Raw genomic sequence first — 12,842 nt, forward strand, 5'->3', positions numbered from 1 at the left:
GCATTCTACCGGCCACCACCGCCCTCATTGCCATCCTGGCCGGCGGCAAGCCCGTGCAGGTTGTCCCACAGCCGCTGCGCCAGCGCGAGGTTGACCCCGTCCACCCGCGCGATCTCGTCCACCGCCGCCGCCTTCAACCCTTGCAGGCCACCGAAATGCTTGAGCAGCGCGGCGCGGCGGCGCGGGCCGATGCCGGCGATGTCTTCCAGCCGGCTGCTGGCACGCGCTTTCTGGCGCTTGCCGCGATGCCCGGTGATGGCGAACCGATGCGCCTCGTCACGCACCTGCTGCACCAGTTGCAAGGCGGGCGAGGCCGCCCCCGGCCGCACCTCGCGGCCATCGGGCAGCAACAGGGTTTCCGCCCCGGGCCGGCGTTCCGGGCCCTTGGCCACACCCACCAGCGCGATGCCGCCGATGCCGGCGTCGGCCAGCACCTCGCGCGCCTGCGCCACCTGCCCGGCCCCGCCATCGATCAGCAACACCTCCGGCAACACCGCGTCCGGCTCGCCTTCCAACGTCGGCCGGAACCGCCGTTGCAGCGCCTGGTGCATGGCCGCGTAGTCGTCGCCCGGCACGATGCCGGCGATGTTGTAACGCCGGTATTGCGGGCGCACCGGCCCCTGCGCATCGAACACCACGCACGAAGCCACCGTGGCCTCGCCCAGCGTGTGGCTGATGTCGAAGCACTCGATCCGCGCCGGCACCTCCGCCAGCCCCAGCAAGTCGCGCAAGGCTTCGGCCCGCGCCCGCTGCGCGCTGCTGCTGGACAGCTCGTTGGCCAGCGTGAGCTGGGCATTGCGCTGCACCAGTTGCAGGTGCGAGGCACGCTCGCCGCGCACGTTCACGCGCAGCGCGACCTTGCGGTGCGCGTGTTCCGACAGCGCGCATTCCACCAGCTCGCGGTCGGGGATGTCGTGCTCCAGCACGATCTCCGCCGGCGGCGGCTGCTCGGCGTAGTACTGCGACACGAATGCAGCCAGCACGTCCTCGCCACTGTCCGCGCCATTGGTCTTCGGGAAGAACGCCCGGGTACCGAGGTTGCGCCCGTCGCGGAAGGCCAGCAGCATCACGCACGCCGCGGTGCCCTGCATCGCCACCGCCAGTACGTCGAGGTCGGCACTGCGGCCATCCATGGTCTGCCGCGCCTGGGTCTTGCGGATGCCGGCAATCAGGTCCCGTAAACGCGCGGCCTCTTCGAAATCCAGCGCATCGCTGGCCGCCTGCATCGCCGCCGTGAGCTCGTCGGTCAATTCCTTGCTGCGCCCTTCCAGGAACAAGGTGGCGCGACGCACCGCATCGGCATAGGTGGCGGCATCCACCAGTCCCACGCAAGGCGCGCTGCAACGGCCGATCTGGTACTGCAGGCAAGGCCGGCTGCGGTTGTGGAACACGCTGTCTTCGCAACTGCGCAAGCGGAACAGCTTGTGCATCAGGTTGAGCGTTTCGCGCACCGCGCCGGCGCTTGGGTATGGGCCGAAGTAGCGCCCTGGCAGCGAGCGCGGGCCGCGATGGTAGGCCAGTCGTGGCCAGGCCTCCTTGGTCAGCACGATGCAGGGGTAGCTCTTGTCGTCGCGCAGCAGCACGTTGTAGCGCGGCTTCAGCGACTTGATCAGCTGGTTCTCCAGCAACAGCGCATCGGCCTCGCTGCGGGTGACGGTGGTTTCCATCCGCGCCACCTGCGCCAGCATCCGCATGATCCGCGCCGGTTTCGGCGTGGCGTTGAAGTAGCTCCCCACGCGGTTGCGCAAGGCGCGCGCCTTGCCTACGTAGAGCACGCCGCCGGCGTCATCGAACATGCGATACACGCCCGGCGCCAGTGGCAGCGCGGCGGCGAAGGCGCGGCCGTCGAAAGGAGTTGCCTGCGCCTGTTCGCTCATGCCGCGCCCCGCATGCTCAGAAGCGGTCCTGGCGCACCCGCTCGACGATGCCCGTGCAGGCCGCATCGATCAGCTTGAATGCATGCTCGAAATCGCGCGGGTTGCCGTAATAAGGGTCCGGCACGTCTTTCTTGCCCACCCCACCCCACTCCAGCAGCAGTTCCACCTGCGCATGCGAGGTGCGCGGCTTGCGCATCCGCGCCTCGTGCAGGATGGTGCGGTCGGCGCACAGGATCACATCGAACTCGTCGAAGTCCTCCAGCGCCAGCCGGCGCGCACGCAATGCGGTGATGTCCACGCCATGCTTCGCGGCGCAGGCGATGGCGCGCTCGTCCGGCGCATGGCCGATGTGCGAACTGCCGGTGGCGGCGGAATCCACCCGCGCCCGCGCGTCCAGCCCCGCCTGCTCCAGCCGCACGCGCAGCACGCCCTCGGCGGTGGGCGAGCGGCAGATGTTGCCCAGGCACACCATCAAGATCCCGATCGGTCTAGCCATGTCCATTCCCTGACTGTCGTTCCATGAAAATGCGCTCCGCCCGCGCCAGGTCCTCGGCGGTGTCCACGCCCGATGGGAATGGCGACGGTGCCAGCGCCACCGCGATCCGCCAGCCGGCCTCCAGCACGCGCAACTGTTCCAGCGCCTCCACCTGCTCCAGATGTCCCGGCGGCAGCGCCGCGAACGCGCGCAAGGTGGCCACCCGGTAGCCGTAGATGCCGATATGCCGCAGCCACTGCCCGGCCGGCATCACGCTGCGGTCATGGGCGAAGGCATCGCGTGGCCACGGCACCGGGGCGCGGCTGAAATACAACGCATCCCCGCTGGCGGCACGCACCACCTTCACTGCATTGGGGTCCAGCAAGGTCTCGATATCGGCAACCGGCGTTGCCAGCGTGGCCATGCCGGCACCGCTGGCCGCCACCGTGCGGGCCACGCAGGCGATGCCATCGGCCGGCGCGAAGGGCTCATCGCCTTGCAGGTTGACCACGATGGCGTCATCCCCCCAGCCGGCGATGCGCGCGCACTCGGCCAGGCGGTCGGTACCGGACGCGTGCGCGGGGTTGGTCATCGCCACCTGCACGCCACTGCCCGCCAGCGCTTCGGCGATGCGCGGATCGTCGGTGGCCACCCAGACCTCGCGCGCACCAGCGGCCAGCGCGCGCTGCGCCACCCGCAGCACCATGGGTTGGCCACCGATCAACCGCAACGGCTTGCCCGGCAGCCGCGTGGACGCAAAACGGGCGGGGATGGCGACGATGAAATCCGGCGTGGGGTCTGGCGTCTGCATCCGCGCATTATGGCCGAGCACCCCGCGCCACGGGGACGCAGGGCTGGGCCGATGGCAACCGGCGCGTCAGGCCACCACTTTGTAGCAAGGCTTGTATTCGCCGGAAATCTTCATGCGCCGCTGCTGCACGAATGCACGCAGCAACGCATCCAGCGCCTGCATGATGTCGGCATCGCCGTGGATCTCGAACGGTCCGTGCGCCTCGATCCGGCGCAAGCCGTCTTCCTTGACGTTGCCGGCCACGATGCCGGAGAACGCACGCCGCAGGTCGGCGGCCAGTTCGTGCGGCTTGCGCCCGTGGTGCAGATCCAGCGCGGCCATCGATTCATGGGTGGGCATGAACGGTTGCTGCAAATCCAGCGGCACGTGCAGCGACCAGTTGAAGAAGAACGAATCGCGCTGCGCGATGCGCTGTTCCTTCACCTTGCGGATGCCGACATCCATGTGCTTGGCCACCTTGCCGGGATCGGCCACGACGATCTCGTACAGCCTGGCCGCCTCGTCACCCAGCGTCAGGCGGATGAATTTGTCGATCTGCTCGAAATACGGTGCCGCCCCGGTGGGGCCGGTGAGGATGAACGGGAAGCGCAGGTGGGCGTTTTCCTCGCGCAGCAGGATGCCCAGCAGGTAGAGGATTTCCTCGCAAGTGCCGACGCCGCCGGGGAACACGATGATGCCGTGGCCCATGCGCACGAACGCTTCGAGGCGCTTCTCGATGTCCGGCATGATCACCAGATGGTTGACGATGGGGTTGGGCGATTCCGCCGCGATGATCCCCGGCTCGGTGATGCCGATGTAGCGGGTGCGGCGGCGGCGCTGCTTGGCATGGGCAATCGTGGCCCCCTTCATCGGCCCCTTCATCGCGCCCGGGCCGCAGCCGGTGCAGATGTCCAGCCCGCGCAGGCCCAGCTCGTAACCCACCTGCTTGGTGTACTTGTATTCCTCGTGGCCGATCGAATGGCCGCCCCAGCACACCACCAGGTTGGGGTCCGACGGATGCAGCACGCGCGCATTGCGCAGCAGCCTGAACACCGCATCGGTGATGTCGCTTGAGGTGCTCAATTCGGCATCGCCGTTGCGATCGATGGCGGTGAAGGCCAGGTCCCGCACCACCGAGAACAGCAACTCGGCCACGCCGGCGATGATTTCGCCATCCACGAAGGCCATGGCCGGCGCGTTGCGCAGCTCGATGCGTACGCCCCGGTCCTGCTGGCGCACCTCGATGTCGAAGTCCGGGTACAACTCGGCGGCGGCGCGGGGATCATCGGAGGCGCTGCCGGAGGTCAGCACCGCCAGCGCGCAACGGCGCAGCAATTCATGCAGCCCCCCGGCGGAAGCGTCGCGCAAGCGCGCGACTTCCTCGCGCGAGAGCACATCCAGCCCGCCGCGCGGATAGATGTGGGTGGACACGGTGGGAAGGGTGGAGGTGGAAGCGCTGGCCGCGCCCTGCGGCTTGGTATTGGCAGTGTCGTTCATGCGGCCAGTCTAGCGCGCGGCCGCGATTTCGGTCAGGGGTGGCCATCGCCTGCATGCGGATCGTCCAAAAGGAAACGCCCGGGCTGCCCCGGGCGTTTCGCGGATCGTGATTCTGACCGAAGTGATCAGAACTTGTAGCGCACCGTCAGGCGCATCGACCAACGCTGCGACGGATTGAAGCTTTCGTTCGGCGCGAGATCGGTCGGCGCGTAAGTCCCCGCAGCACCATAGCGGCCAGCGTTGGAGATATCGTAGATGTACTTACCGATGTCGTTCGCCGTGCACACCGCGCTGACTGCCGTGCACACCCCGGCCACGTCAGCCAGGTAGCGATACAGCGGGAACTGGGCGCGATACTCCACACCCCAGTCCTTGTTGAGCAGATTCAGGAAATTGAAGATGTCCAAGCGCACTTCGCCCTTGTGCCCCTTCATGAAGCCCGGGATTTCCTGGGAGAAGCTCAGGTCAAGCTGATTGACCCACGGCGCGCGGGCGGCATTGCGGTCAAAAATCTGGCCACGACGCCCCTGCAACTCCACATTGCTGGCGACGAAGCCCCAGAACGCATCAGCCTTGGCCTGCGAGGCGGCATTTGCCCAGACGATGTCCCCCGGACCCTTCGGCACGTAAGCCAACGGGTTGAAGATCCCCACGCCCTGGATGTCACTGTTGAACGTCCAGCTATACGGCGCCCCGTCGTGGCCGTCATAGAACGCGGACACGCGGGTTGCATAATCCCCGAAGAAATTATGCTGCCAGCTCAACTGGGCAATGACCCGGTTGGGAATGGAGTAGTTGGAAATGCCCTCTTCCTCGGCACCGATATCCTTGAAGGTGCGGTTCGAGTAACTGCTGTACGCAACGCTGGACGTCCCGGGATTCACGTCAGTGGCGCGACTGAAGGTATACGCGAGACGGCCACTCCATGCCCCGTTGAAGGGCTTGCGCAGGGACACGGTGAAGTTGTCCGACTTGCCCTTGTCGGTATTCGTCAACAAGAGCACGTTGCTGAAGGATGTATTGCTGTTCCAGTAATCCGTTCCTTGCAGGGTGGACAGGTTCTGGTTGTAGGTCGGCCGGCCATCCGGCAACGTCCCGGTGGGTGCCCCCATGTTCAGATCCACGTAACGGATCCCCTTGACCACATCCAGGTGCTGGTACTCGAACGTCGCCACCAAGCCATGCCACGGCAGTTCCTTGTCCAATCCCAAGGTGAACTTGGCCACGGTGGGCATCTTGAAGTTGGGATCAACCACGTTGATGCCCATCTTCGCACTGCCCTTGCCCGGGATTGCAGCCGTACCCGGCGGCAGCTGGTTCAGCGGGTCGGGATTGAACGGCAGCGCACTGGTGTTGCTGGTGGAATCGAACGTCGCCACGGCCACGCCGTTGTTGGAATACGGGTTGGCCACCCACACTGCCGGCGTATTGGAAATGAACAGCCCCGCGCCACCGCGCAACTGCGTGGAGTGCTTGGTGTCGAAGGTGTAGTTGAACGAGAAGCGCGGCTGCAGCACGCCATTGCCATCGATGCTGTTGGTATTCGGGAAGCCGAAACCACCCACGGCGGCATTGGGGTTGCCGGCGTTGTTCTGCAGGAAGCAGGACCCATGGCTGCCCAGGGAGCCGGCACCCGGTGCGGCAGCGAAACACGGATTCAACGTCGGATCGGGATTGATCCGCGGCAGGTCATAGCGCAAGCCATACTGCACGGACAACTTGTCGGTCGCCTGCCACGTATCCTGCAGGAAGAACCCGTATTGCTTCATGGTGAACTGGGCGGCAACGTTGTCGTCCAGGTTGTAGCCATTGGCCGGCGTGGCATAACGGTACCGATAGACACCGGACGCATGGTTGGCCACGGCATTCTGGAAGTTCTGCACCGACAGGAACTCATACTGCCCGTAGTAGCGTTGCAGGAACAGGTTGTAGAACTCGTCCTGCTGGAAATCGAGGCCCGCTTTCAGGACGTGACTACCCAGATACCAGCTCCCCGCAAAATAGGCGTTCCACGATTTCGTGGCCAATACGTTGGCCTGGCTCGAATACTCGGTACCCAGCACGATCGACGGCCCATTGCTGGCACCGTTGGTGTGAACGATGATTTCCGGCTGCGGCTGCCCGAACAGCGGCCCGCGCAATTGATCGAACTGGCTGTAGCCAATCGACAATTCAGTGGAGAAATTCTCGGTCCAATCGTCGTACAGGCTCAAGGTGGTGCCCGTGCTCTTCTTGTCCTGCCCGTACCAGTTGCTGGGCAGGTTCACGCGTGAGCTGTTGCCCTGCACGATGATGGGCTCGAACTCCTTGGTTCGGCTCCAGCGCAGGCTGGCGCGATGGAAATCGTTGATGTTCCAGTCCAGCTTGACCAGCGCACGCTTGGAGTCCATGTCTGCCGTGGTGCTTTCCGGCTGTTGCCTCAAGCCAGCCGCCTCGGCTGCCGCAACCACCGCGTCCACTTGCGCCTGCGTGATGCCGTTGGCCTTGAAGCCCTTGCTGGAGTCGGACGCGCCCCACAGACCGTTCAACCCCTTCTTGCTGCCCTCTTCGTAGGACACGAAGAAGAACAGCTTGTCCTTGATGATAGGCCCGCCCAGGGTGAAGCCCATGGTGGTATCGCGGGTATAGCCGCTCCACTTGGTCAGGGCATTGCGGTTGGTGCCCCCCTTCCCGACCATGCTGTCGGCGTCCTGGTAGACGTAGTACAGCGAGCCGTGGAGATCGTTGGTGCCCGACTTGGTCACCGCGTTCACCCATGCGCCCACGCCGCGGCGGGTGGCCACGTCGTAGTTGGCGGTCGAGATGTTGTAGCTCTGGATGGCGTCCTGCGAAATCGGCGTGCCCTTGGTCGGCAGGCCGTTGTCGTTCAGGCCGAAGGGGTCGCCGGCCTGGATGGTGTCGACGGTGATGCTGTTGTAGCGGAAATTCTGGCCCATGGCCGAAAACGCGCCGCGGTCGCGGTCGGTGACCACCACGTTGGGGTCTGTGCGCACCACGTCCTGGATCGAGCGGTCCGGCGACGGGTTGCGATCCAGTTCGTCGCGGGAAAGACTCGTCCCCATGCCTCGATTGTCAGACGAGAACACGTTGCCCGGGGAAACGCCTGCCGCGATCACGGTTTCCAGGGTGGTGGTGGCACCACTGCTCAACTGGGCATTGACGGTTGCCACCTGGTCGAGCCCCAGATAGACATTGTCTTCCGTCTTCGTGCCCTCGCCCGCCTTGGTGACGGTGACGATGTACGGCCCGCCCACGCGCAGGCCGCGGGCGTTGTAGCGGCCGCTGGCATCGGTGGTGGCACGGCTGACGGTGCCGGACTCGACATGGGTGATGGTGACTTCGGCACCTGCCACCGGCTGGCCGTTGGCCCCGGTCACCTGGCCGCCGACGCCGGCGGAGGTGCTTTGTGCAAAGACGGGCGCGGCGGCGAGGGCGACGATCAGGCCCAGCGACAGCTTCGACAGCCGGGCGCGGTTCGGATGCTTCATGTTGATCCCCTTGGAGAATTTGGAAATAACTTCAGGTAATGGATGCGTCGACAACGACGCTTCCGACCCACAGCATTGCTTGGTTGAACGCGGGGTCCCGCATCCATACCTTGGCGAACGGGATTACCAAAGTTTAACACGTTAGCCAGCCTGAATGACGGCCAAATGACGGTCAAATGACGACCATGTGACCATTTCCACAAAGCGCAAGTCGTTGTTGCGGTTCAAGTTCCCGCATGCAGGTAGCTGCTGATCCCATCCAGCAGCATCTGTACCGAAATGGCCACGATCACCATGCCCATCAGCCGTTCCAACGCGGTCAGCGCGCGCATCCCCAGCAATTTTTTCAGCCAGGTGGCGCAGAACAGGATGACTGCGGTGGCCAGCCAGGCCAGGGTCAGGGCCAGCATCCAGTCGCCCATCCGGTCCGGCTCTTGGCTGCCCAGCAGCATCACCGCCGCCATCCCGGAGGGGCCGGCGATCATCGGGATGGCCAAGGGGACGATGAACGGCTCGCCGCCGGGCACGTCGCCCATCACGCCCTCGGCGGTGGGGAAGATCATCCGCAGGCCGATCAGGAACAACACGATGCCGCCGGCAATCGACACCGACTCCTGCTTCAGGTGCATCAGCTCCAGCGCGTACTGCCCGCCCCACAGGAACAGCATCAACACGCCCAGCGCGATCAACAGCTCGCGCACCAGCACCTTGCGTTGGCGGGCCGGCGGCAGCTCCTTGAGCAGGCTCAGGAACACCGGGATGTTGCCCAGTGGATCGAGGATGAAGAACAGCAGCAGGGCGGCGGCGGTGATGGTCATGCCGGAAGCCCGTCATTCCCGCGAAGGCGGGAATCCAAGGACGTTGGGCACTGGCCAGTGATATCCGGCCACAAATCACGCCATGACGGATTCATTTCGTCGATCAATCTCATTTTCCAGGCCCGGTTCCACTTCTTGATGCGCTTCTCACGCCCGATGGCGGACTCCATGTCTGCATGCACTTCATACCAAACCAGCCTTGTCGCGTCATGACGATCACTGAACCCTTCGACAGCGTGGGTGCGATGTTGCCAGACTCGCTGGACAAGGTTGCTGGTGACGCCCAAGTACAACGTCCCGTTTCTACCACTCGCCATCAGATACACACAGGGCTGCTTACTCATTGGCCTCCCTTTGCAACCGTCAACGTCCATGGATTCCCGCCTTCGCGGGAATGACGATCCTATACCCCGGTCTCGCAGACCGTGCCCCGCCACTGCGCGCCCGCCGGCGACAGCAGTTCCACGCAAGCGGCGGCATACTCGCCCGCCGGGCGCGCTTGCAGGTCGGCGTTGGCCTGGTAGGCCTTGCCGCGCAGATTGGTGCGCATCGGGCCGGGTCGAAAGCCGCTGATGCGCGGGCCGTGCGCGCCCAGTTCGGCTTGCAGCATGGCGATCATCGCCACCTGCCCGGCCTGGGCGATGCCGTACCCCCCCCAATACGCGCCGCCGTTGCGGGCGGGGTCGTCCACCACGAACACCGCCGCACCGGCATCGGATTTCGCCAGCAACGGCAGGCAGGCCTGGGTCAGCCACCAGCGCGCGGTCAGGTCGACATGCAGGGCGCGGGCGAAATCCGCCGGGTCAGTGTGCGCCAGCGGGGTCAGGCCCTTGAACTCGGCCGCGCAATGCAGCAAGCCGTCGAGCCGGCCGAATTCACCATCGACGGCCTGCGCCAGCGCGTCGTAATCGTCCGGTGACGCGCCTTCCAGGTCCAGCGGGTACAGGATGGGTTCCGGGCCGACCGCTTTCACCGCGTCGTAGACGCGATTGAGCGGTGCCACCTTGCGCCCCAACAGGATGAGGGTAGCGCCGGCCTGCGCACAGGCCGCCGCCGCCGCCGCGCCCAGGCCGCCGGCGGCCCCGGCAATCAGCACCACGCGCCCCGTCAACTCCGCCTGCATGCTCATGCCCGCTTGGCGTCGGCCACCAGCCGCGCCAACTCGCCGGATTCGGCCAGTTCCACAGTGATGTCGCAGCCACCGATCAGCTCGCCGTTGATGAACAGCTGCGGGAAGGTCGGCCAATCCGAATAGCGCGGCAGGTTGGCGCGGATTTCGGGATCCGCGAGCACGTTGACGGTATGCAGGGCATCGGCCCCCGCCGCCTGCAAGGCCTGCGCCGCACGGCTGGAGAAGCCGCACATCGGGAATTGCGCGGTGCCCTTCATGAACAGCACGATGGGGTGATTTTCGATCTCGGCGCGGATGCGCGCTTCCACGGATGACATTGGTCGGGTTCCTGCAACGATGTGGCCCGCGGTCTTCACGATCCGCTTGCGGGCACGGAGGCTACAATCGCCCATTGTAAGTCTTCGCGCGGCTGCGGCCGCACCTACACCACCCACAGGAGCCTGCCGTGGCCATCGAACTGCCCGCCCTTCCCTACGACCGCACCGCCCTCGAGCCGCACATCTCGGCCGAAACCATCGACTTCCACTACGGCAAGCACCACCAGGCGTACGTCACCAACCTCAACAACATGATCGCCGGCACCGAGTTCGAGGCGATGTCGCTGGAAGACATCATCCGCAAGTCGCAGGGCGGCATGTTCAACAACGCCGCGCAAGTGTGGAACCACAGCTTCTACTGGAACTGCCTGAAGCCCGCCGGCGGCGGCGAGCCCACCGGCAAGCTGGCCGAGGCGATCAACGCCGCGTTCGGCAGCTTCGAGGCATTCAAGGAAGCCTTCACCAAGACCGCCATCGGCACCTTCGGCTCCGGCTGGGCCTGGCTGGTGCAGCGCACCGATGGCACGCTGGCATTGGCCAGCACCCCGAACGCGGCCACCCCGCTGACCGGCGACGACACCCCGCTGCTGACCTGCGACGTGTGGGAACACGCCTACTATATCGACTACCGCAACGCCCGTCCGAAATACGTGGAAGCGTTCTGGAGCCTGGTGAACTGGGATTTCGTGGCTTCGCGAATGAAGTGACATCACTGCCGATGCAGTGTGAAACGGCCGGAGCGATCCGGCCGTTTCGCGTTGCGTGCCCCCTACAGCACCGCGATGACCGGCGCGACCTGCGCCTGTCGGCCCAGTGCCTCGCCCGCCTGCCGCAACGCGTCGGCAAGCGCCGCCGACGAATCGACGCGCAGTGTGGCGTGCCCCACCTTGCGCCCGGCACGTGACTGCTTGCCGTAGTCGTGCCAGTGCATGCCCTCCACGGCAAGTGCCGCGGCGGCATCGGGCATGTCGCCCAGCCAGTTCAGCATGCAGGCATGGCCGCGCATGGCGGTGCTGCCCAGCGGCAGCCCGACCACCGCGCGCAGGTGGTTTTCGAATTGGCTGGTCTCGCTGCCTTCGATCGTCCAGTGCCCGGAGTTGTGCACGCGCGGGGCCATTTCGTTGGCCAACAGCACGCCATCTCGGTCGAACAATTCCAGCGCGAACACGCCCACGTAATCCAGCGCTTCGGCCAGCTTGCGCGCGTGCGACAGCGCGGTGGCCTGCATGGCCGCATCCACCTGCGCGGGCGCCAGACTGGCGGACAGCACACCGTCGACATGCCAGTTCCGGGTCAGCGGCCAGGCGCGGAATTCGCCGTCGCGGCCGCGCACCGCCACCACCGACAGCTCGCGCTGGAAGGCCACGAAACCTTCCAGAATCAGCCCCACCGTATCGGCCTGCGCGCCTAGCGCCACCCACGCGGCATCGACGTCTGCAGGCGTCTTGATCCGAAATTGGCCCTTGCCGTCATAGCCCAACCGGCGGGTCTTCAGGATGCAGGGCGTACCCAGTTCAGCCACCGCTGCCTGCAGTTGTGCCTGCGTGTCGATGGCGGCAAACGGCGGCACCGGGATGCCCAGCTCGCGGAATAGGCTCTTTTCCGACAGCCGATCCTGGGCCACGGCGAGCGCACGCGGATTGGGGGCGACGAAGGTATGCGCGGTCAGCGTTTGCGCTGCCTGCGCCGGCACGTTCTCGAAGTCGAAGGTGGCCACATCGACCCCATCGGCGAACGCCGCCAACGCATCGTCATCGGCATAGTGGCCGACGGTCAACGGCGCCAGCGCACCGGAACAGGCATCGGCCACGGTATCGAACACGACGAACCGCAGCCCCAGCGGCGCGCCCGCCAGAATCAGCATGCGGGCCAATTGGCCGCCGCCCAGAATGCCGACCGTGCTCACTGGCGCGGGTCGTCGTTGGCCACGACGTCCTCGGTCTGCTTGGCGCGGAACGCATCCAGCGCCGCGCCGATCGCCGGGTATTCATGCCCCAGCATGGCCGCGGCAAACAGCGCTGCATTGGCCGCACCGGCAGTGCCGATGGCAAACGTCGCCACCGGGATGCCGGCCGGCATCTGCACGATCGACAGCAGCGAATCCATGCCGTTCAGCGCCTTGCTCTGCACCGGCACGCCCAGCACCGGCACCGCGGTCTTGGAGGCCAGCATGCCCGGCAGGTGCGCGGCACCGCCGGCCCCGGCGATGATGGCGCGCAGGCCGCGCGCAGCGGCGGTGGCGGCATAGTCGAACAACACGTCGGGGGTGCGGTGCGCCGACACCACGCGCACTTCATGCGGCACGCCCAACGCCTCCAGCCGGGTGGCGGCGTGCTGCATGGTGTCCCAATCGGAGCGCGAGCCCATGACGATGCCGACCAGCGGGGCGGCGGTATTTGCGGGGGACATCGAACGTTTCCAGTCGCCAAAGACGTATTCTAACGGCCC

General features: G+C 65.9%; 12 protein-coding genes. 1 reads left to right on the forward strand and 11 read right to left on the reverse strand.

The window, feature by feature from the left end; all coding sequences use genetic code 11:
• Nucleotides 1–5: 5 nt before the first annotated feature.
• The 9 genes from uvrC to grxD all read right to left on the reverse strand — a co-directional run bounded on the left by uvrC (nt 6) and on the right by grxD (nt 10,394).
• The gene (uvrC, locus tag ACE3OK_RS06240; RefSeq protein ID WP_374248686.1) at nt 6–1,877 is read right to left on the reverse strand and encodes an excinuclease ABC subunit UvrC; all 1,872 of its coding nucleotides are present in this window, start codon (nt 1,875–1,877) and stop codon (nt 6–8) included.
• A gap of 16 nt (nt 1,878–1,893) precedes the next feature.
• Nucleotides 1,894–2,373 carry a low molecular weight protein-tyrosine-phosphatase gene (locus ACE3OK_RS06245; protein ID WP_374248687.1) on the reverse strand — a complete coding sequence of 160 codons (480 nt, stop codon included), beginning with the start codon at nt 2,371–2,373 and terminating at the stop codon, nt 1,894–1,896.
• A complete protein-coding gene (gene kdsB, locus ACE3OK_RS06250) occupies nt 2,366–3,163 on the reverse strand; it encodes a 3-deoxy-manno-octulosonate cytidylyltransferase (protein WP_374248688.1) in 798 nt (265 codons plus the stop codon). The genes ACE3OK_RS06245 and kdsB overlap by 8 nt, the downstream gene beginning before the upstream one ends.
• A gap of 66 nt (nt 3,164–3,229) precedes the next feature.
• Entirely contained in the window at nt 3,230–4,639 is a 1,410-nt protein-coding gene (ppnN, locus tag ACE3OK_RS06255) for a nucleotide 5'-monophosphate nucleosidase PpnN (RefSeq protein ID WP_374248689.1), read from the reverse strand.
• A gap of 125 nt (nt 4,640–4,764) precedes the next feature.
• A complete protein-coding gene (locus ACE3OK_RS06260) occupies nt 4,765–8,127 on the reverse strand; it encodes a carboxypeptidase regulatory-like domain-containing protein (RefSeq protein ID WP_374248690.1) in 3,363 nt (1,120 codons plus the stop codon).
• Between the two features lie 224 nt (nt 8,128–8,351).
• Nucleotides 8,352–8,945 carry a YhgN family NAAT transporter gene (locus ACE3OK_RS06265; RefSeq protein WP_374248691.1) on the reverse strand — a complete coding sequence of 198 codons (594 nt, stop codon included), beginning with the start codon at nt 8,943–8,945 and terminating at the stop codon, nt 8,352–8,354.
• Nucleotides 8,942–9,319 carry a GIY-YIG nuclease family protein gene (locus ACE3OK_RS06270; protein ID WP_374248692.1) on the reverse strand — a complete coding sequence of 126 codons (378 nt, stop codon included), beginning with the start codon at nt 9,317–9,319 and terminating at the stop codon, nt 8,942–8,944. Before ACE3OK_RS06270 ends, ACE3OK_RS06265 begins: the two co-directional genes overlap by 4 nt.
• A 29-nt stretch (nt 9,320–9,348) precedes the next feature.
• On the reverse strand, nt 9,349–10,074 hold the full coding sequence (locus tag ACE3OK_RS06275) for an SDR family NAD(P)-dependent oxidoreductase (protein ID WP_374248693.1): 726 nt from the start codon (nt 10,072–10,074) through the stop codon (nt 9,349–9,351).
• Nucleotides 10,071–10,394 carry a Grx4 family monothiol glutaredoxin gene (gene grxD / locus ACE3OK_RS06280; RefSeq protein WP_374248694.1) on the reverse strand — a complete coding sequence of 108 codons (324 nt, stop codon included), beginning with the start codon at nt 10,392–10,394 and terminating at the stop codon, nt 10,071–10,073. The genes ACE3OK_RS06275 and grxD overlap by 4 nt, the downstream gene beginning before the upstream one ends.
• A 128-nt stretch (nt 10,395–10,522) precedes the next feature.
• Between grxD and ACE3OK_RS06285 the strand changes: the two genes are divergently transcribed.
• Nucleotides 10,523–11,101 (forward strand): superoxide dismutase, encoded by a 579-nt coding sequence (locus tag ACE3OK_RS06285; RefSeq protein WP_374248695.1) that lies wholly within the window; start codon nt 10,523–10,525, stop codon nt 11,099–11,101.
• A gap of 62 nt (nt 11,102–11,163) precedes the next feature.
• On the opposite strand, the gene ACE3OK_RS06290 is transcribed toward ACE3OK_RS06285, so the two are convergent.
• Together ACE3OK_RS06290 and purE are read right to left on the reverse strand one after the other, a co-directional pair.
• Nucleotides 11,164–12,300, reverse strand: coding sequence for a 5-(carboxyamino)imidazole ribonucleotide synthase (locus ACE3OK_RS06290; protein ID WP_374248696.1), 1,137 nt, complete (start codon nt 12,298–12,300; stop codon nt 11,164–11,166).
• Nucleotides 12,297–12,803, reverse strand: coding sequence for a 5-(carboxyamino)imidazole ribonucleotide mutase (gene purE / locus ACE3OK_RS06295; protein WP_374248697.1), 507 nt, complete (start codon nt 12,801–12,803; stop codon nt 12,297–12,299). The genes ACE3OK_RS06290 and purE overlap by 4 nt, the downstream gene beginning before the upstream one ends.
• Nucleotides 12,804–12,842: the final 39 nt, after the last annotated feature.

This window comes from Thermomonas sp. (assembly GCF_041905325.1).
Taxonomy (GTDB): domain Bacteria; phylum Pseudomonadota; class Gammaproteobacteria; order Xanthomonadales; family Xanthomonadaceae; genus Thermomonas.